General features: G+C 60.0%; 18 protein-coding genes and 2 pseudogenes. 7 read left to right on the forward strand and 13 right to left on the reverse strand.

Annotated elements, in window-relative coordinates; all coding sequences use genetic code 11:
• On the forward strand, positions 1-957 hold the full coding sequence (locus LCM4573_RS08145; RefSeq protein WP_071005756.1) for an acetamidase/formamidase family protein: 957 nt from the start codon (positions 1-3) through the stop codon (positions 955-957).
• A gap of 1 nt (position 958) precedes the next feature.
• The gene (locus tag LCM4573_RS08150; protein ID WP_071005757.1) at positions 959-1,630 is read left to right on the forward strand and encodes an HD family hydrolase; all 672 of its coding nucleotides are present in this window, start codon (positions 959-961) and stop codon (positions 1,628-1,630) included.
• 267 nt (positions 1,631-1,897) lie between these two features.
• On the opposite strand, the gene LCM4573_RS08155 is transcribed toward LCM4573_RS08150, so the two are convergent.
• From LCM4573_RS08155 to LCM4573_RS08185, 7 genes are all read right to left on the reverse strand, one after another.
• The gene (locus LCM4573_RS08155) at positions 1,898-3,103 is read right to left on the reverse strand and encodes a phosphopentomutase (RefSeq protein WP_071005758.1); all 1,206 of its coding nucleotides are present in this window, start codon (positions 3,101-3,103) and stop codon (positions 1,898-1,900) included.
• Between the two features lie 8 nt (positions 3,104-3,111).
• On the reverse strand, positions 3,112-3,855 hold the full coding sequence (locus tag LCM4573_RS08160; protein WP_071005759.1) for an ABC transporter permease: 744 nt from the start codon (positions 3,853-3,855) through the stop codon (positions 3,112-3,114).
• A 3-nt stretch (positions 3,856-3,858) separates the two neighbouring features.
• Positions 3,859-4,863 carry an ABC transporter substrate-binding protein gene (locus LCM4573_RS08165; protein WP_071005760.1) on the reverse strand — a complete coding sequence of 335 codons (1,005 nt, stop codon included), beginning with the start codon at positions 4,861-4,863 and terminating at the stop codon, positions 3,859-3,861.
• A 20-nt stretch (positions 4,864-4,883) separates the two neighbouring features.
• Positions 4,884-5,651 (reverse strand): nucleoside phosphorylase, encoded by a 768-nt coding sequence (locus LCM4573_RS08170; RefSeq protein WP_083347356.1) that lies wholly within the window; start codon positions 5,649-5,651, stop codon positions 4,884-4,886.
• Positions 5,648-6,412, reverse strand: coding sequence for an ABC transporter permease (locus LCM4573_RS08175; RefSeq protein WP_071005761.1), 765 nt, complete (start codon positions 6,410-6,412; stop codon positions 5,648-5,650). Before LCM4573_RS08175 ends, LCM4573_RS08170 begins: the two co-directional genes overlap by 4 nt.
• On the reverse strand, positions 6,412-7,194 hold the full coding sequence (locus LCM4573_RS08180; protein ID WP_198539699.1) for an ABC transporter ATP-binding protein: 783 nt from the start codon (positions 7,192-7,194) through the stop codon (positions 6,412-6,414). Before LCM4573_RS08180 ends, LCM4573_RS08175 begins: the two co-directional genes overlap by 1 nt.
• Before the next feature lie 161 nt (positions 7,195-7,355).
• Positions 7,356-8,261 carry a helix-turn-helix domain-containing protein gene (locus LCM4573_RS08185; protein ID WP_071005763.1) on the reverse strand — a complete coding sequence of 302 codons (906 nt, stop codon included), beginning with the start codon at positions 8,259-8,261 and terminating at the stop codon, positions 7,356-7,358.
• Between the two features lie 332 nt (positions 8,262-8,593).
• Between LCM4573_RS08185 and LCM4573_RS08190 the strand changes: the two genes are divergently transcribed.
• The 4 genes and pseudogenes from LCM4573_RS08190 to LCM4573_RS27190 all read left to right on the forward strand — a co-directional run.
• A complete protein-coding gene (locus tag LCM4573_RS08190) occupies positions 8,594-9,448 on the forward strand; it encodes a dihydroorotate dehydrogenase electron transfer subunit (protein WP_083347357.1) in 855 nt (284 codons plus the stop codon).
• Positions 9,448-10,383, forward strand: coding sequence for a dihydroorotate dehydrogenase (locus LCM4573_RS08195; RefSeq protein WP_071005764.1), 936 nt, complete (start codon positions 9,448-9,450; stop codon positions 10,381-10,383). The genes LCM4573_RS08190 and LCM4573_RS08195 overlap by 1 nt, the downstream gene beginning before the upstream one ends.
• Positions 10,383-12,050, forward strand: a complete 1,668-nt coding sequence (locus LCM4573_RS08200; RefSeq protein ID WP_071005765.1) for a hydantoinase/carbamoylase family amidase — start codon at positions 10,383-10,385, stop codon at positions 12,048-12,050. The genes LCM4573_RS08195 and LCM4573_RS08200 overlap by 1 nt, the downstream gene beginning before the upstream one ends.
• A 383-nt stretch (positions 12,051-12,433) precedes the next feature.
• Positions 12,434-12,699 (forward strand): annotated as a pseudogene (locus LCM4573_RS27190) (hypothetical protein); the annotation flags it as partial.
• 321 nt (positions 12,700-13,020) lie between these two features.
• On the opposite strand, the gene LCM4573_RS08210 reads toward LCM4573_RS27190, so the two are convergent.
• The 5 genes and pseudogenes from LCM4573_RS08210 to LCM4573_RS28055 form a co-directional block, all read right to left on the reverse strand.
• Positions 13,021-13,539, reverse strand: a complete 519-nt coding sequence (locus LCM4573_RS08210) for a DUF4334 domain-containing protein (RefSeq protein WP_071005767.1) — start codon at positions 13,537-13,539, stop codon at positions 13,021-13,023.
• Positions 13,505-14,419 carry a hypothetical protein gene (locus LCM4573_RS08215; RefSeq protein ID WP_071005768.1) on the reverse strand — a complete coding sequence of 305 codons (915 nt, stop codon included), beginning with the start codon at positions 14,417-14,419 and terminating at the stop codon, positions 13,505-13,507. Before LCM4573_RS08215 ends, LCM4573_RS08210 begins: the two co-directional genes overlap by 35 nt.
• 23 nt (positions 14,420-14,442) lie before the next feature.
• Positions 14,443-14,650, reverse strand: a pseudogene (locus LCM4573_RS28495) (ATP-dependent DNA ligase); the annotation flags it as partial.
• Positions 14,651-14,772: 122 nt separating this feature from the next.
• Positions 14,773-15,360: an RES family NAD+ phosphorylase gene (locus LCM4573_RS08220; protein ID WP_071005769.1), complete on the reverse strand. Its 588-nt coding sequence runs from the start codon at positions 15,358-15,360 to the stop codon at positions 14,773-14,775.
• Between the two features lie 8 nt (positions 15,361-15,368).
• The gene (locus LCM4573_RS28055; RefSeq protein ID WP_071005770.1) at positions 15,369-16,085 is read right to left on the reverse strand and encodes a hypothetical protein; all 717 of its coding nucleotides are present in this window, start codon (positions 16,083-16,085) and stop codon (positions 15,369-15,371) included.
• Positions 16,086-16,369: 284 nt separating this feature from the next.
• On the opposite strand from LCM4573_RS28055, the gene dinB reads away from it, so the two are divergent.
• A complete protein-coding gene (dinB, locus tag LCM4573_RS08230; protein ID WP_071005940.1) occupies positions 16,370-17,461 on the forward strand; it encodes a DNA polymerase IV in 1,092 nt (363 codons plus the stop codon).
• 279 nt (positions 17,462-17,740) lie between these two features.
• Here the strand turns inward: dinB and LCM4573_RS08235 are convergent, their stop codons facing one another.
• Positions 17,741-18,709: a 3'-5' exonuclease gene (locus LCM4573_RS08235; RefSeq protein ID WP_071005771.1), complete on the reverse strand. Its 969-nt coding sequence runs from the start codon at positions 18,707-18,709 to the stop codon at positions 17,741-17,743.
• Between the last annotated feature and the right edge of the window lie 88 nt (positions 18,710-18,797).

Here is an 18,797-nt window from a genome sequence, read left to right on the forward strand (position 1 = left end):
ATGCCTCATCACGACCTCTTCCCCACACCTCGAACCGTGCATTGGGGCAGGCTCGACGCCAGCCTCCCGGCGGTTCTCGAGATCGAGCGGGGAGACACGGTGACGGTGCACAGTGTCAGCGGCGCACCCGATGAGATCTCCAACGATGCAGCGCATTCGGTAAGGTCGGAACTGCGGGCGATCCATGCGGCCCACGTCCCCTCGCCGGGCCCGCATATCCTGACAGGCCCCATCCATGTTCGCGGGGCGGAGCCTGGTGACATGCTGCGTGTCGAGATCCTCGACATACAGCTGCGCGACAATTGGGCCTTCAATATCATCAGGCCAGGCAAGGGCGCGCTGCCGGACGATTTCACCGAAGGCCAGATTGTGCATCTGAGCATCGACCGTGAAGCCGGGACAATCGCCACACCCTGGGGCATGGTCCTTCCAGCTCGGCCCTTTTTCGGGGTCATGGCGACGGCGCCACGCGCCGAAGACGGCCGCCTGACCTCGATCATTCCGGGTTACTTCGGCGGCAACATGGACAACCGGGAACTGACCGCCGGCTCCGTGCTCTATCTACCTGTGTCCGTCGAAGGCGCCTTGTTCTCCGCCGGCGACGGGCACGCGTCGCAAGGTGATGGCGAAGTCTGCTTGACCGCCGTGGAGACCGGATTGAGCGGGACGTTCAGGTTCGACCTCATCAAGAACGCGACGCTCTCAATACCCTATGCGGAAACGCCCGATCACCTGATTGCCATGGCTTTCGACGAGGATCTGCAGCAAGCGATGCAGGCCGCGCTCCGTGCCGCGATCCGGATGATCTCGCACTGGTCCGGGATAACCTCGGCGCAAGCCTACAGCCTTTGCAGCATGGCTGCCGATGTCCGTATCACTCAAGTCGTCAATATCAAGAAGGGTGTGCATGTGATGATCCCCAGAACCCTCCTGACCCGGAAGGCCGKGGAGGCCTGACATGCCGGAACGCACCACTGCAGCCCATCTCGAGAGCCTGTTTGGTAACAAACGCCTGATGCAGCAACTGGCCTTCATTCTTGAAGTGGAAAAGCTGAAAACGATCCTACGAAGAACTTCGCTCCTCGACCGCTCCCGCGTGGAAAACGATGCAGAGCATACGTGGCAACTGGCCTTGATGGCCATGGTATTGTCAGATCATTCGCGGGAACCCGTCGACCTCCTACGTGTCATCAAGATGCTGCTCATCCATGACGTTGTTGAGATCGATGCCGGCGACACTTTCGCCTATGATCACGTTGCCCAGCTCAGCCAAGCCGAGCGGGAAATCAAGGCCGCCGACCGGATATTTGCGATTCTGCCCGAAGCTCAGGCAAAGGAGTTTCGGGAGCTCTGGGATGAATTCGAGTTGAAGGCGACAAAAGAGTCTCGCTTCGCCAATGCCATGGACCGGCTGCARCCAACGCTTCACAATTTCCTCACCGAGGGTGGCACCTGGAACACCAAGGGCGTGACTTCCACAGACGTCGAACGTCGGACGGCACCGATCGCCCTTGCCTCCGAAACTCTCGGCCAGTTCTGCGAGAGGTTGATCACCATCGCGATCGAACAGGGCATTCATACGCCGGCACCCAGTGTCCAGTGCCCAGCGCCCCTCCCCACCCAACGGTAGTAGCATCCGCAGTTCCCGCGGTCCGCGGATGCTTTGCCCAGTGATGCGGTGCTCGATATCACTGGTAGCGGCAGGCATATTCGAAGGCCGGGCCCAAACGCTCGCCATCACCCGTCGCCGTTTTGGTTGACGGCACAGCGTAGCCTCCGGCACAGGGCATCGTGAATTGGATCCCAAAGCACCTAATAAGGAATGGTGGTGGCCGCCAGGACAACGGTGCGCGCAGTTCGGGATCAGGGTCGGCGACAAGCCAACCCTCGTTCCTCACTAGAATGAGGTTCGGAACTCGCTTTGCACCGGCAGCCCAAGATGTGAGGCGGTCAAGTGCGCGACCGCGGCGAACGGAATAATGCCTAGCGATTGTCCGATGATGCCTGGACCGGTTGCCAGTACAGGCACACGCTCGCGGGTGTGATCCGTTCCTGCCCAGGTGGGGTCGTTGCCGTGATCGGCGGTGATGATCAGCAGGTCTCCTTCACGCAGCGCCCCAGTCAGCTCCGGCAGGCGGGCGTCGAAAGTTTCGAGCGCGCGAGCATAACCGGAAACGTCGCGGCGATGGCCCCACAAGCTGTCGAATTCGATGAAATTCGCGAAGACGAGATCGCCCTCGGCGGCTTTTTTGGTCCAGTCAAGAACATGGTCGAAAAGTGCCATATCGTCCTTGCCCTTGGAAACGTCGGTAATGCTCTTCATTGCGAAGATATCGCCGATCTTTCCGACTGCATGAACCGCTCCGCCAGCTTCGACAATCCGATCGCAGATCGTCCCGTCCGGGGGTGCGATGGCGAAATCCCTGCGGTTGGCGGTGCGGATGAAACCGCCCGGTGTTTCGCCGACAAAAGGCCGTGCGATGATGCGCCCGACATTCAACGGATGAAAAATTTCGGCGGCGATGCGGCAGGTGTCTAGCAGCCGCTCGAGCCCATAATGGGTCTCGTGCGCAGCGATCTGCACGACGCTGTCGGCGGACGTATAGACGATCGGCTTGCCGGTCGCGATATGCTCCAGACCAAAAGCATCGATGACCTCCGTGCCGGAGGCATGGTTGTTGGCAAGCGTACCGGAAAGACTTGCGCGTGAAACCAGTTCCGCCATCGGTTCGGCGGGGAAAGCCGGAACGGTGCGCGGAAAATAATGCCAGTCACGTTCCACAGGGACGCCCGCAAGCTCCCAATGGCCGGACTGGGTATCCTTTCCGGCAGAGACTTCTTGAGCCGCGCCATAACGAGCAGAGGCAACAGCGGACAGCCCCGGCGCGACCATGCCCGACGCAAGAGTGATCGCCGCGCCGAGGCCAAGCGCATCCATGTGAGGCACCTTGAGCGGCCCGCTTCTGCCGTTCTCGGCGCGACCTGCAGCGCAAGCTTGCGCGATATGCAAGAGAGTATTTGCCCCCTCGTCGCCATAGTGAGACGCGTCGGGTGCGCCGCCGCAGCCGACGGAATCGAGAACGCACAGAAAGACGCGCGGCATGGCCTATCTCACGAAAGCTGGAACCGACCGAGCGAACGCCGGCGGATCAGCTCGATGACCTCGTAGAAAGCCCAGCCGATCAGCGACAGCAGGATGACCATGCCGATGACGACCGAGGTATCGCTGTTTTCCTGACCCGACGACAGAAGATAGCCGATACCCTCGTTGGCGCCGATCAGTTCACCGATGACAGCGGCGGTCATCGCAAGCGTCGTGGCGACCGCCATGCCCGCGAGCACGGAAGGCAGCGCGGACGGCAGTTCGATATGGACGAAGCGCTGCCATGGGCTGAGCTTCAGCACTGCTGCAAGGTCGCGGAAACTGCCTTCGCCGTAGCGCAGGCCCGTCACCATACCGGCCATAACCGGGAAGAAGGTGACGATCGCGATCAGTACGATCTTCGGCATCGGGCCAATGCCGAGCCACAGGAGCAGAAGCGGCGCAATCGCGATCTTCGGGGCCGTCTGCAGAAGCAGGATGAGCGGCGTGGCAAAGCGTTCGACGCGGGGGAAGCGCGCAAAGACAACACCGGCGACAATACCGGCAATGGTCCCGGACACGAACCCCGCGATGATCTCCGACAAGGTCACCCAGACATGCTGGATAAGCTTGGCGTTCTCGAACAGGAAAACGACGCGGTCGAACACTTCAATAGGCCCCGGCAGGAGATATGCCGGGACGTTGAAGATGAAAACGATCGCCGTCCAAAGGACGAGGGTCGCGATCAGACCCGCTATGCCACGCAGCAGCATGATTTACTGACCGATCGTGGACGGGTCGACGACGAAGTCCGCAGCCTGCGGCGCGGTGTCGATCACCTTGTACTGCGCAAGAATATCGACATTCTTCTGCCAACCGGCGATATCCGCGGCACCCAGGCCCTTCTCCCTGGTCAACGCGCTCTGCCAGACGGAGGGCACAAAGGTTTGCTCGAAGGCGGTGGTGAGGATCGACTTCTGGTCCTTTGGCCATGTCGGAGCATATTTTTCGAGCGCGATGTCGAGCGCTTCGGACACATGGCCCCCGATCACCCACTCGTATGACTGGGTGATGGCGGTGGTGAAGCGTTTGACGACGTCCGCATTTTCCGCGAGCTTGTCCTCGCTGGTGACAACGACATTGCCGAAGGACGGCAGGAAGTCGTTCGACAGGATCATCGTGATCTTCGTGCCGTCGGCTTCGAGGTTGTACTTACGCAGTTCGGAGAAGACGATCGCATCGACCTGATCGGCCTGCAGGGACTGGACGATCGCCCCGGTGGCGACGACTTCGACATTGACGTCGTCGATCGTCAGACCTGCCTGCTGTAAACCAACCTGCAGCTGGAGGTAGTTCGGGCTGGCCAGGCTGGTGACGGCGATCTTCTTGCCCTTCAGGTCGGCATAGGTCTTGATGCCGCTCGATTCCTTGGCCAAGAGCGCGCCGATCCCCCGCTGGTAGGTGGTGTGAACCACCTTCACCGGCAGCCCGTTAGCGGCGGCGGCAACCACCGCGTCACCGTTGGGGAAACCGAAATCGACATTTCCGGCGGCAATGTTGGTCAGGATATCGGCGGCTGCGGCATAGATGAATTCGACCTCGATGCCGTTCTTCTCAAAGATGCCCTGTTCGACGCCGGCATAAAGCGGCGCGTAGAATGGTGCGGCAGCGCCGTCGATTTGCAGGATCACCTTGTCKGCGGCTTCGGCTGTCATGGCGTAGAGCGGCGACACAAGCAGAGCGGCAAGGCTTGCTGCCGTGGTAACGCGGAACTTGAACATTGTCTGGATCCCCTAATTGTTCATTGTTTCGAGAAGGCACGTCCTGCAATGCGCAGGAGATTTCGTTGGGTGGCTTCGTAATCGTCGAGCCACTCGTCCGTGGCGCGATTTCCGTGAATGCCGAGCAGACAACCGGTCTCAAGCCCGATTGCGCTCCCGACCGTCATGATGATCTCGCTTTCCATCTCCACGCCGATCGCGCCTTGAGCCTGGAAGCCCTCGATGAAAGCGCCGGCCAGATCCCGTCCATCATCCACCGGGCGATAACGGCGATCCTGGCCGAAATAATAGCTGTCGGTGGACGCCACCATGCCGGAACGGCAGGTGAGCCCGAGATCGGCCGCAGCATTGATGAGACCTGTCACGATTGCAGGCGAAGCCTTCGCCTCGCCGCCGGCTGCGCGATAGGTACGCGCCGTACCGGTATCGCCGATGGCTCGGTCGACGGCGACGAACGAGCCGGTCGCATAGCCCGCCACCAGCGCCGACATGCCGCCGATGCGAACGACACGCTTTGCCCCGAGCATGGCAAGCTCGACCAGCGCTATCTCGGTCGATGGCCCACCGATGCCGGTGGAGCAGATCGTCAGCCGCTGTCCTTCGTACGTGCCGGTGATGACAGCGAATTCGCGCTTACGGCCGAAATCCGTCACATCCTCCAGCATATCGGCAAGTAGGCTCACGCGATCAGGGTCACCGGGGGTCAGGACGTTCTTAGCGATATCGCCCGGACCACAGGGCAGATGCGGTGGACGGCCATTCTTCCAGGGGAACGCTGCGCTCGTCACCGCTTTGCTCCCTTCCACGAGAGAAGCCGGTTTTCCAGCATGGTCAGGACGACATGCATGAGGAGGCCGAGCACGGCCGTCAGCAGGACGGCGGCAAAGAGAAGCGGCGTCTTATAGGTTGCGCCGGCAAAKGTCATCAGGTAGCCGAGGCCGAGCTTGCCGGCCATCCATTCGGCTAGAACCGCGCCGACCAGCGCCTGAACCGCACCGATCTTCAGGCCGACGAAGATTTCGGGCATGGCGGACGGCAGCTCGATCTGTCGGAAACGCTGGATATTGCCCAAGCCGAGAAGCTTCGAAAGATCCTTCATCTTCGGATCGAGCGTGCGGAAACCGGCCACCGCGCCGATGAAGACCGGAAAGAACACCAGTGAGAAGATCAGGATGATCTTCGACAGAATGCCGAAGCCGAACCAGACGACGAAAAGTGGCGCCAGCGCGATCTTCGGTGCGGTCTGGAGGATGACGAGCGGCCCGTCGAGCCAGATGGCAAGTTTCGGAAAGCGCGTCATCACATAGGCGAGCGCAATGCCGGCAACGAGACCGAAAATCAGGCCGAGCACGATGTTCTGGATGGTGAAACCAAGATGCAGCCAGAGCTCGCCGCTCACGGCGATGCCGACAAGCGCATTCCAGGTGCGCGCCGGCGACGGCAGAAGATAGGTCGGCATCGCCATCGGGCCGGTGGCGAACCACCAGGCGCCGAGAAGCACGGCGAGCGCCAGCGCATAATCGATCCAAGCGGTGACGCGCCTGATCATCAGTGCGCCCCCTCATCGAAACCGCCCGGCGTGCGCAGATCGCGGCGAAGCTGGGCAACAAGTGCGTGATAGGCCATATCGAGCTTGGTTTCCTCGCCGCGCGGACGGGCAAGATCGACGTTATGAACGCATTTCAGCTTGCCGGGACGTGCGGTCATCACCATGACGCGATCTGCGAGATAGGCGGCTTCCTCGACACTGTGGGTGACGAGCAGGATCGTCTTGCCGGTCGATTGCCAGATGCGCAGCAATTCGTCGTTGAGAGTGTCGCGGGTCAGAAGGTCGACGGCAGAGAAGGGCTCGTCCATCAGCAGGATCGGCGGATCGTCCGACAGCGAGCGGGCGATGGCCGCGCGCTGGCGCATACCGCCGGAAAGCTGGCGCGGCAGGGCCTTTTCGAAGCCGGCAAGGCCGACCATTTTGATCAGGTCGAGAGCCGTCTTATCGGCCTCGGCGCGAGATACGCCGGCGGTATCGAGCGGGAAACGAACGTTTTCGAGGATCGTCTTCCACGGCAGAAGCACCGGCTCCTGGAAGACGAAGCCGACGGGTCGCTTGCGGCCGGCGGTATCGAGCGTGATCGTGCCGCCGCTGGCATGGTCGAGACCGGAGATGAGACGCAGAAGCGTCGACTTGCCACAACCGGACGGACCAACGATCGATATGAATTCGCCTTCCTTGATGGCGATGCTCACCGGCTCCAACGCCGTTACCGTTCCATGGTCCGCGACGAATGTCTTGTGAACACCCGCAATATCGATCATCCGCTCAGACTGCTTCACCCAAAAACTCCGTACGTCAGAAACGGGAATGCAATGCGGACTTGGAGCGCTCCGCCCTCTCGCACCGCCAGTCTCCCCCGGGAAGCGTGCAAGCTTTCACAAAATATCCGACCACGCAACTGAATTCTCAAAGTTGAGATTTATATCAAAAAGAATACAACTTAAATATGAGGATCGATCGGCCTAGGATGTAAAACGCTTTTTTCGATGAAGTCCGCCGCCTGATCGCCCTTGAGGCTGCGGCGCCAGAGTTGGTCGGTCACGCTGCCGTAAAGCTGTACGGCTTCGGCCGCCGCCGTGATGGTGGCGACGCCGACGCGGATATTGGCGAACGAGCCGAGCCGGAAGGGACTGACGGCGACCTGAGCTCGGTCGGCCCGCTTGAACACCTGAAAACTAGCACCCGGCATAGAATCGATCACAACGCCGATCTGCACGCCGATCGGCTGCTCGCGCAGCATGCGGACGATATTGCGGATTTCTTCATGTGCCGCCGCCTGCCGTTCCGCCAGATCGACACCGGGCGGATTATGGGCGCCGACGAAACCGACGCGGCCGAATTCCTCGAGCTCGGCAGCCGAAACGAGGCTGACGATATTAGGGCTGCGGCGGCGAAAGGTTTCCTTACGCATCCTGAGGATTTCCATCAACGCACCGATCTCGCGAATGGCCGCGTCGCGGTCTCTGACATCTTGCGGAATGCTCTCGTCAAAGATCTTCGGCAGCAGTTGGTCGTAACGATCGGTGGTGAGCAGATAGGAGATCGGCCCGAACATGACCGTGATCTGGTCGACATCTTCTTCCATCTGCCGCATGCGTTCGAAGAAGCTGATAGCTGACGCGATATACTCCACCCCGACACCGAGTAGCGTCGGCAGCGAGACCCCCAAGAGATCGGCGATCTTGCCGAGCGTATCGACCTTCGGCGGCTTGCCGGATTCGTAGCGGTAAATGGCCGCGCGCGAAACACCAGCCTTCGTCGCCAGCTCTTCCGGGGTGAGCCCCGCACCCATACGGAAGGCGCGGAGGCGACGCCCGACATCCTCAGTGGAACTTACAAAGTCCAAGGCTCTCTTCCCCGTTTGTGGCTGTAAATTTTCGAATTCCTAAACAAAACCGCGAAAATTCGCAACGAAGATGTTTCGATCTGCGAAAAATCTCATTTTTGAGAATCGTCTTGACAGTATCCGCATTTCCAAAATAGGCTCTGTTTTTGAACGCAGGGAGAGCCCTATGACGTCCGATCGCCTTTTCGCCCGACGCTGACTTTCAGCAACCGGCCCATGCGATGACGGATACGCGTTAGTCGTCGCCAGCCTTTCCAAGACAGACACAAGCCTCGTTCGCGGCAAAACCGCTGCGGGGACCGCTTATTCATTTCCCTCTTCCGGAAACTCCCATGCCAGCCAGTCTCTGTGCCGTTCCCGATACCACATCCGCCGCCCACACTCCGGGGCGCCAGCACTCCATCCATGAGGTCGAGGCACGCATCAAAAGCCACGACTGGGTCAATGGCCAGTACCGCCTGATGGTGCTTGCCGCGCCCAAGGCGGTACTCGACTGCCGACCCGGCCAGTTCTTCCATCTTCTCTGCCCGCAGACAGATCGCTTCCAACCCTATTTCCGCCGGCCGATGAGCATCTATTCCTATGACCTGGAAAAGGGCGAGCTTGCCTTTCTCTACAAGGTTGCGGGCGCCGGTACCCGCGCGATGGCCGAGTTGGAAGCAGGCGACACGCTGAATATCGTCGGGCCGATCGGACAGGGTTTCGACATCAGGCAGGAATGGCAGCGCCCGCTGCTTCTCGCCCGCGGCGTCGGGCTGGCAACGCTTGCGCCGCTCGCCAGGGAATGCGCGAGCCTCGGTCGGTCGCTGACGGCGATCTGCAGCGCCCGATCCCCAGAGCTTCTCATGTCGACCGAACTTTTTCGCCACTATGGGGCGCAAGTCATCACCGTGACCGATGCGGAGGGCAGTTCCGGTGTCGAGAGCCTGACGGGCCTGATCGAGGGATTGATCGAAAGCCGTGGCATCGACGCCTTCTTCACCTGCGGCTCAGCCCGCCTGACACGAATGCTGCAAGATATCGGAAGCCGTCACGGGATTGGCGGACAGGTGGCGCTGGAACAGCACATGGCCTGCGGCATCGGCATGTGCCATGCCTGCGTGCGGCCCTTCCGGCGCGCCGATGGCGCGATCAACCTGCGGGTCTGCCGCGACGGCCCGGTCTTCGATCTGCAGGAGGCTATGTGATGGCTGATCTTTCCACCCGGGTCGGCGCGCTGACCTTGAAGAACCCGATCATGCCGGCGTCCGGCACATTTTCAGAGGAACTGGCCGACGTCTTCGACCTCGATTGCCTCGGCGCGCATGTGACCAAAACGATCACCCGCGAAAGGCGCTCCGGCAATCCTGTCCCACGCGTCTGCGAGCTCAATGGCGCGATGCTGAATTCGATCGGCATTCCGAGCAAGGGCGCCGGCTGGTTCGTCAACAATACCATCCCCTTCTATGCCGATTACGATGCACCGCTGGTCATCAGCATCTCGGCCAACACAGCGGACGACTTCGCCCGCTTTGCCGCAGAGGTGAGCGTGCCAGGCGTGGCGGCAATCGAGGTCAACATTTCCTGCCCGAATATCGAGGATCACGGGAAGGCTTTTGCCATGCGACCCGGCTCGACCGAGGACGTCATCAGGAAAATCCGCTCCGCCACCGACCTGCCGGTCTGGGCAAAGCTGTCTCCCAATACGGGAGAGGTGGTCGAAGTGGCGCAGGCGTGTGAGACGGCAGGCGCCGATGCCCTGGTGACGGCGAACACCATGCTCGCCATGGCAATCGACAGCCGCAGCGGCGAAATCCGCCTCGGCAACCTTATGGGCGGGCTCTCCGGCCCGGCTCTGAAACCGATCACGCTGCGCATGACCTATCAATGCGCGAAAGCCGTTGCCATTCCGGTGATCGGCTGCGGCGGAATATCCAGGATCGATGATGTCATCGAATACCTGATGGCCGGCGCCCGTGCCGTGCAGGTGGGCACCGCCACCTTCATCAGCCCCAACACCATGCCGCGCCTTGTCGGCGAGTTGGAAGCAGCGCTTGCCGCCCGTGGGCTAGCCTCCGTCGAGGCATTGATCGGCACGGCGAGGCTCAGCGGTCAAACGACCACCCTTGCGGAGTATGCCTGATGTCCGTTGCCCTTCCGAAGACGATTGAAACCTATGACCTGGCCGGCGAGGCCGCACGCCTGTTTGCCGAGATCGCCGCCCATACCGCCGATGCCGAAGGCGTCAGCCGACCGGCCTTTTCCGCCATCGAAACGAAAACGCTGGAGTTCCTGATCGATTATGCCCACTCGGAAGGCCTGGTGGCGGAATGGGATGCGGGCCGCAACGTCGTTTTTTCACTGCCGGAACACCAGACGGCCGAGCGCTATGTGTTGGTCGGCTCGCATGTCGACAGCGTGCCGCGCGGCGGCAATTTCGACGGGCTGGCCGGTGTCCTCTCCGGCCTTGTCTGCCTTGTGCGCGCACGGCGGCAAGCAATCCATTTCCCTCAGCCGGTAAAAGTCATAGCCATGCGTGGCGAGGAAAGCGCCTGGTTCGGTCCCTGCTATATCGGCTCCAAGGCGCTACTCGGTGCTCTTTCGGCGGATGAACTTGCCGCAAAGCATCGAGCGGATGGCCGCAGCCTCGACGCACATATGGAAGCGATTGGCATCGATATGGTCCCTATCCGGGCCGGCAAGCCGCTTCTCGATGGGGCAAGCGTCAGCGCCTATCTGGAAGTGCATATCGAACAGGGCCCGGTCCTCGTCGAGCGCCAGTTGCCGGCGGCGATCGTCTCCGGCATCCGCGGTAATTTCCGCTACAAGAAGATAGCCTGCCATGGCGAAGCCGGCCATTCGGGYGCCGTTCCCCTCGCCTACCGACATGACCCGGTGCTGGCGATGGTGGAGCTTCTGAATGTGCTCGATGCCGCCTGGCACGATTTCGTCGCCAAGGGACGCGACCTCGTCGTCACCAGCGGCATGGTCTCGACGGATCAGCAGAAACACGCGCTGTCGCGGATTCCCGACAGTGTCGAGTTCAGCCTCGATATCCGCAGCCAGGACAGCGAGATGCTCGCGTCGATGCATGCGCTGGTTCTCTCCAACGTCGCCCGCATAGAGCGTGAACGTGCCGTCCGGTTTGATCTCGGCACGGCGCTTTGGACGAGCCCGGCGCCCTGCGACGAGACGCTGATCGGCATGCTCGGCGAGGCATCGCAGGCAGTCGGCAATCCGTTCACGCAAATCCCCTCGGGTGGCGGGCATGATGCCGCCGTCTTCTCCAAAGCGGGGATTCCCTCCGCGATGATCTTCATCCGCAATCGCAACGGCTCTCACAATCCGGACGAGGCGATGGAGATCACCGACTTTGGCATCGCGACCGACATCCTCTACCATTTCCTGGCCGACTTCGCTGAAGCCTCCGTCCGGGCGAAACCGTCACATCAGACAGGAAAGGCGAACGTTTCCATGTTCAGCAGGATTACCGACATCATTCGCGCTAAGGGCAATGGTGCTCGTGCCTATCAAGCCGCCGCTGCCGCCGCCCGACAGGCAGCGCTTGCCGAACCGCAACGCGCCGCGGGCTATTTTATCCTCGCTGCAGCCGCACAGGAATTCGGTGACGTGCACTATGGCGAGGCCTCACACGGCGACATTTTCGGGTTGGAACTCAAACGGTTCGACGCGTATGTCAAACTGCTGGATGAGGCTTTCGAAGACATTGATGTCGAACGGCAGCTGAAAGCTGTGTCCACCATCGCCGCGAGTTTGATTAGCAACAAGATGGCTGACCGGCAGCCCTGATATTGTCAATCATCTGCAGCGGGGACGGTCTTATATCCTCTGTCAGGACTGTCGAGATCTAGACCTCACGCGAAGGCGGCCGTCGAGTTCCTGGCGTGGTGTGATGTTCTAGACGCCTGATTGCTGGAGGTTACCACGGCGACCGCATTGCCGACTGGATCGAGGAAGTGACCGGCACACAATTCAGCACCGACGGTCAAACACAGCCACAACCGACGCGACGAAGCGCGTTCCTGCGGCATTGGTGTGGGTCGCAAGACATAGATATCGTAAGCTGTTATAACCTGACCGGTAGCGATGCTTGATATAGCCAGGCGAGCTGTTCCTTGTCCCCGTTATCTGAATAGACCTATATGGGCACTGGCTTAACTGCGGTAACATCAATGACGTCGGTCGCTATAACAGTCTTGTCTACTGTAAACGCCCCTTACGGGACGAAGCTGTCGGCTGAGCTGCTGGCGTCAAAGCTTGCCGATCCGGCTAGCGCCGATCATTGTGATGTATCTGCATTTGCGTTTTTTCGGACCTTGAAGAAGCCCTTCAGCTTTTGTTCCTGGACAAAATGCATATTAGTCTGGCGGATGCGTCTATCGTTGCGCAGAAGTTTTCCGACATGGCTGGATACCAGTTACCGCTGGCCCGGGCATCCTACTGGCACAGCCGCAAAGCCCTGCGAGGAGGCATTTTCGAGGATCAAGAGGAGCTCCCACTGGCCGAATTTGGCAAGTGGTGCCGCAGCGCGGCAGTTTCCGAAGTGGCTCGCAAGAAGGGTGAGCAGGACTGATCCTTATCCGGCACTGTCCAAAGATGACGCCATCGAGACTTGAGAACAGCCAATAAAAGAACAGGGCGCTCGACCCTTGCGGGGAGCGCCCTGTCGGATCCGGACGACCGCGCGACAGACAAGCTGCTCGGCAAAGCGATCATCGATACGGGTGATGACCGTAGATGATGGTGAGCTCCCCGTTTTTCAGGGTCCTTCAACCCGCGAGAGTTCGAAGAAGTAGATCCGCTCCTCGCCCTTGATGATCATCGCGCCCATAATCCTTACCGCATCGATCCGTCGGAAATGATCGATAATGGGTTGATCGTCATAGACCATGGCCGCGCTCTCTACGCCGCCAAACACGGTTGTCTTCACGGAAGCGACGGGACCACTCGCCCGCAGCCGACGCTGGAGATAGGAAAACAGGTTTCGCGCGACGCGCGTCCTGCCGATCTTATAAAAACGCAACGCCAGCCGAAGCGGGATCCACTTCGGATCAATGGCGACCAGTCGCCAGTCTCCCGATCGAAACAGCAAGGCATCGGCGCGCATGTCGGGCGTGAACCGTTTGCCGAACCAGCCAAGATTTTCGAGCACACCATCGAACGGATGCTCCGTCGGGATGCCGTGTCCTTTCCAAAGCCCCACCATTTCGTGCGGCGCGATCGGCTGCAGGCTTCGGAACTCCTCAAGCGCTGTCTGCTGGTTTTTCACTCGAAGCATCCTTCTTGTCCTTGCGCTCTCTGGCCCGTCGCCTGGATTTGGCGGCGCGGCGCGCTATCCGTAACTCCTCCAGGGTCGGTATCCACCAACCCCTTTTGAGCTCGCGATTATTAGGTGGCGTTCGTGCGGGCCAGGTCGTCACCAGTTCTTCGAGCGAGCCCGGTCGCCAGAATGCCCAGACATATTCCCCGCCACCTGGAGCGGGGAAATAGAACGTGCTGATCGTCGCAGGATCAGCCAGCTCGCCGTCCGTACCGATGAAGAAGACGACGCCGATATGCGTGCCGATTGCGCGCTCGAAGGGCGGAGCATCATCGGCAGGAACGGGATATCGCTTTCGCCGGCGCTCCCTCATCCTTGCCTTGGATGCTTCGTCTTCTTGCGTCCCCTTGATCGCTTCGCGCCGTGCACGCCGGGCTTCCGGCTCGTTGCGCTCTGCCGCTATCTCGATCGCCGGCCATCGCCGCCGCAGTTCCTCGAACGATCTGTAGGGCACGGTCCACAGCCGCCGATCGGCGTCCCAGCGGGCATGCGGGATTTCCCGGATCTCATTGACGACGGTGCGCGCGTAGGGCGTTCGAATCTGAATGACCGTCGGCGTCGCCTGGAGATAACGACTTTCGATCGGCTCGAAGGCGAACGCGTCCCTGCCCTTCTCATCAGCGAATCGATCCGCTTCCGCCTCCATGTCGGCCAGCCAGCGGCTGATGCGCTTTTCGGCAGTGCGCCCCGGAACGAACCATGCGTTCAGCCTGTCACTCCAACGGGCGCGCGGAAACGCCTCCCGAAACCGTGCGACCGTTATTCGGTCATGGGGTAGATCGGTCGTCGCACCCACACGCGTGGGCGTGGAAGATTGATCTTTCACTTCTTCGTCCATCGGTCTTGGTCCGGGCCAGCACCCTAGTGCTCACGCGGCCGTTTTGATTTTCCCAAGCCTTGATCGCCTGTTCGAGCGGACACTCACCTTCACAATTGTCCTGCCAGGCAGTGGTTTTCGCAAGCAGCGCTGGCACGGTGCGGACGGTAAAATCCGCTTCGGATCAAGATCGGACTTCATCTTCGTTCAATTGAGCAGTAACGAGACCATGGCGCCAGACTGGCGCGGGGCCTGGGCATAGCCGACCATCAACAATGAGCGGATGAAGCGGCGTGTGTCGCCGTCGGCGTTTTCTGGGCGTTCAATGGGGCAAAATCGCGCCGCGAAGTCTGGTTAAGTGGCGATCACTGATATCACTGCTTCCCAGAACGGATCGAGACGCCGAGAGACAGCAGCGCAGGTATCAAGTCGGATTGCCGAACCAATTCGACCGCCGGCGAAGCGACAAGTTTTGCTTCGACGGCCCGATCATAGACTGCAATGCAATCTGCCGCCGTGAGGCGGGAGGAATAGAGCAGGCCATCGACCGCGTAGGATTCATGGATCGTCTCGCTCAGTCTCTGGCCTTCTCGATGCTCCTTTGCGCGAGCCGCGTCCGTGCTGACGCCCAGTCTCAGAAGGCCGGTGGTGCGCAGGTCGACAAGGACGAGAGGATCAGTGGCCATCACCTCAGCGACCGCCCAGTCTTCGATCTCACTTTCATCCAGAACACGGTCCTGCGTCTCCTCGAACCGATCGCGAACGATCGTCTCGGCGATCGCTGTCGCAAGATCATATGCAGCATAGAGAAGCCGGAACATCTGGTTAGGGCTCGAGAATCGTGATTGACTGAGACCCATGCCAAGCGGTGTCGCCATGTATGCTGCAGGGATGATGCGAAGATAGGCTTCCGGGCGAAATGCGAGCGCGAGATCACGAACCGCTTTGGGATCAAGTTTCACGGTTCGATTTAACCAAAATCGCGGTTGGCTGCGTCCAGAACTTCGTCGAGATTGCCCTTCTTGAGGTTGTCCAGCGGTGTTCCTCCGATGCTTGACTTCGGTTGGATCAGCCATTGCCACGCCACGCGTGGGTTATGGATGATTTTCGTAATCTGAGACATGCCCTCGATTGGACGACCATCCACAAACTGAGCCACGGGAAAGACATGTTTTCGCTCACCCTTGAGCAGGCCGATGACGGCTCCGCGCTTGTGCCATTCGTGCAGCGTCGACCGCTTCGTACCAAACATCTTCTCGATGTCGCCCGGGCCAGCGACTGGGCCGGCCCAGTCTTCTAGTCGGGTCGGCGTCGCAAATTGAGCAAGCCTTTGGCGCCCTTCCTCAAGATCCACCAATTGCCCGACACCAGCACCCCTGCTGACCTCCACAGGCTTCTCAACCGATACTTCCACAAGCGCTTGGCTAGGCTTGGCCGCCAGTTCGGCGACGGCGACTTCTACAATGTGGGCCAGCTCTGTTTCATCGGCGGCGAGCCGCCGCTGCTGCTCAACAGAAAGGCGTGCTGCCGCAGCGGAGACCACAGCCATCATCTTGCCGGTCGCGACGAGTGCTGGCCTAGAAAGGCCGGGATTGTGCCGGGCAAGAACTTTCAGGAGGTCGGCCAGCGCGGCTGAATGGACTCCGACACCTGCGTCCACCTGCGATTTCCGAGTGATAGCGACCATTTTTATCTTCCTTCTCGATCGCCATTTAGATAATACAGATTGTCCGGTTTGTCCAGATTATTTCCCAACACCAAGCTAGTATCACTGGGAGCGGCCCTGCGTCTGTCTGYCGATCGTTGAAGTTCACGGGACGACAACGCCGTTGATGGCCCGTAGTTTCGCGGGACTTGGGCCAAGGAAGCGGCCGAAACAGTTGATCTCGCGACAAAGACTGGTATGTTCTCTATTTGTTTCGGAAACGATCGCCCGATGATGCGCCGATCCCATTGATCGCCGACGTCGCCATGAATGACATGACCCAGCCCCCCATCCGAAAAATCGTCCACGTGGACATGGATGCGTTTTATGCGTCGGTCGAGCAGCGTGATAATCCGGCCCTGCGTGGCAAACCCATTGCGGTTGGTGGGTCAGCCGCTCGCGGTGTGGTGGCCGCGGCAAGCTATGAGGCACGCGCCTTTGACGTCCATTCGGCGATGCCATCGGTCACCGCCAAGCGAAAATGTCCGGACCTGATTTTCGTGCCGCCGCGCTTCGATGTCTACAAGGCCGTATCCCAGCAGATCCGAGAAATTTTTGCGGAATACACACCGCTGATCGAGCCGCTATCGCTTGATGAGGCCTATCTCGATGTCACGGAGAACCTGAAAGGCATGGAGATCGCCACCGAGGTCGCGCTGGAGATCCGTGCCAAGATCAAAGCGGTCACTGGCCTCAACGCGTCGGCCGGGATCTCCTACAACAAGTTCCTCGCCAAGATGGCGAGTGACCTGAACAAACCCAATGGCCAGGCCGTCATCACGCCGAAGAACGGACCGGCCTTCGTCGAGACCCTCCCCGTCAAGAAATTCCATGGTGTCGGTCCGGCGACTGCAGAGCGGATGCGGAAATATGGCATCGAGACCGGGCTCGACCTGAAATCGAAGTCGCTCGCGTTCCTGCAGGAGCATTTCGGAAAGTCCGGTCCGTATTTCTACGGCATCGCCCGCGGCATCGACGACCGCCAGGTGAAGCCTAACCGGATTCGAAAGTCCGTGGGCGCGGAGGATACCTTTGTCGAGGACATAGCAGATCTCGATTTGGCGACCGCGGAACTGAAACCGCTCGCAGAGAAGGTCTGGCGCTACTGCGAGGCGCAAGGCATCAGCGGCAAGACGGTGACCGTGAAAATCAAATACTCGGACTTCACCCAGGCGACGCGCAGCCGGACCGGATCAGGCGCCTTTGCGGGCATTCCTGAAGTCCTTGCCGCGGCGTCGGACCTCTTGGCCACCGTCTATCCGTTCAAGCGGCCAGTGCGGCTGCTCGGCGTCACGCTTTCAACGCTGACGGCATCCGAAATCGGCGATGCACACCCGCAACTTGATCTCGGGCTCTGACAAGCCATCGCCGCGAAATAAAAAAGCCTGCCGCGGGAGGAGGTGCGGCAGGCTTTCCTAAAAGAACCGAACAGCGACCTGGGAGGAGGAGTGTCGCTGTTCCCACAGACGTCCCTTTGGGAGGAGGAGTGGGCCGTCTGAATTTCGAAGCGTTGCGGGAGGAGGAGCATTGCTTCGATGTATGTGACCATACTCGCGCCAGCGCGATCCGCCAGCGCTTATGCTGCACCGCAGCTATGCATCAGCCGCAACGGTGGTTGGGGCACATGGTTACAGCCATCATGCCCTAAACCGATCGAAGGCAGTGAGGTATTTGGTTGGAGGATCTGCCTCAGGGTACYGGTAGATTTCGGACCTCAGATACCGCAATTCGCCTTCCAGTTCCGGTTCATCGACCTCGATCCACCAGGATTTCGGGCGCCCGTCGCTRCCGTCCGACCACCGATAACCGCGGACCTTGAGCTGATCCTTCATGTCGAAAGGGCTGTTCTTGGCAAAAATACGAACTCGTGAGCGCTGACTTGCGCTGTAGAGCTCCGCAAATGCTGTCGTGGTGTGGGAAGCCGTTTCCCGAGCGAGTACTTCYAGCAGAGCAAAGCAGTCGTCGACCGCTCTATGGCCATCATGAAAAAAGCCAGCTTGGCCAACCAGGTATCCGAGTTTCGTTCCCTCGAATCCGCGTGAGGACCAATCGATCTCGGAGTTGGAACAAGCCCATGCCTTGCCTGAAAAAATCGGCGAGAAAGCTTCGCAAAACGGGCGGTCAAACCCTGCGTTATGGGCGATGACCAGATCGGCGGGATCGATCAACGCTGTCAACGCGCTCATGTCGATGAACTGCCCGGCCACCATCTCATCGGTGATGCCTGTGAGCCTGGTGATTTCGCCAGGAATGGAAATGCTCGGCTGCCGCAAACCACCGTAGAGACCGGTGACGTCTCCGATGTTGCCACGCTCATCAAACGTGAAGGCAATCGCCCCTATTTCGATGATCTCGTCCTTGCGGTGGTTGAGCCCGGTTGTTTCCGTATCAAGGATGACGCCCTTCAGCGGAAATTCAGGCCGAATGCTTGGGGTGATCGGGCGGGGTTCGAGTTTCCTCAGGATGCGATACCGCCCTGTGGCGGCCAAATGGGCTGCCATTGCCTCTTCATTTGCTGGCGGCGGTGTGGACCACTTTTGATGCCGCGCCGCCTTCTCGGGTCGAGCAACAACATCATCGGAAAACATATCGATTTGTGCAGTCATTCTTGCAGGTCTCGAGCGTCGAAAGGAATACGGACGTATCACGCACGGGCACTTAAGTCATGTTCAGCTCGATAGCGCCGAATCTGAA

Source organism: Rhizobium sp. LCM 4573 (assembly GCF_001854865.1).
Taxonomy (GTDB): domain Bacteria; phylum Pseudomonadota; class Alphaproteobacteria; order Rhizobiales; family Rhizobiaceae; genus Neorhizobium.

Excerpts from the sequence above, each read along its gene's own strand:
- LCM4573_RS08155 (WP_071005758.1), bottom strand. The coding sequence starts at position 3,103 with ATGCCGCGCGTCTTTCTGTGCGTTCTCGATTCCGTCGGCTGCGGCGGC.
- LCM4573_RS08160 (WP_071005759.1), bottom strand. The coding sequence starts at position 3,855 with ATGCTGCTGCGTGGCATAGCGGGTCTGATCGCGACCCTCGTCCTTTGG.
- LCM4573_RS08190 (WP_083347357.1), top strand. The coding sequence starts at position 8,594 with ATGCCAGCCAGTCTCTGTGCCGTTCCCGATACCACATCCGCCGCCCAC.
- LCM4573_RS08195 (WP_071005764.1), top strand. The coding sequence starts at position 9,448 with ATGGCTGATCTTTCCACCCGGGTCGGCGCGCTGACCTTGAAGAACCCG.
- LCM4573_RS08210 (WP_071005767.1), bottom strand. The coding sequence starts at position 13,539 with ATGCTTCGAGTGAAAAACCAGCAGACAGCGCTTGAGGAGTTCCGAAGC.
- LCM4573_RS08215 (WP_071005768.1), bottom strand. The coding sequence starts at position 14,419 with ATGGACGAAGAAGTGAAAGATCAATCTTCCACGCCCACGCGTGTGGGT.
- LCM4573_RS28055 (WP_071005770.1), bottom strand. The coding sequence starts at position 16,085 with ATGGTCGCTATCACTCGGAAATCGCAGGTGGACGCAGGTGTCGGAGTC.
- dinB (WP_071005940.1), top strand. The coding sequence starts at position 16,370 with ATGAATGACATGACCCAGCCCCCCATCCGAAAAATCGTCCACGTGGAC.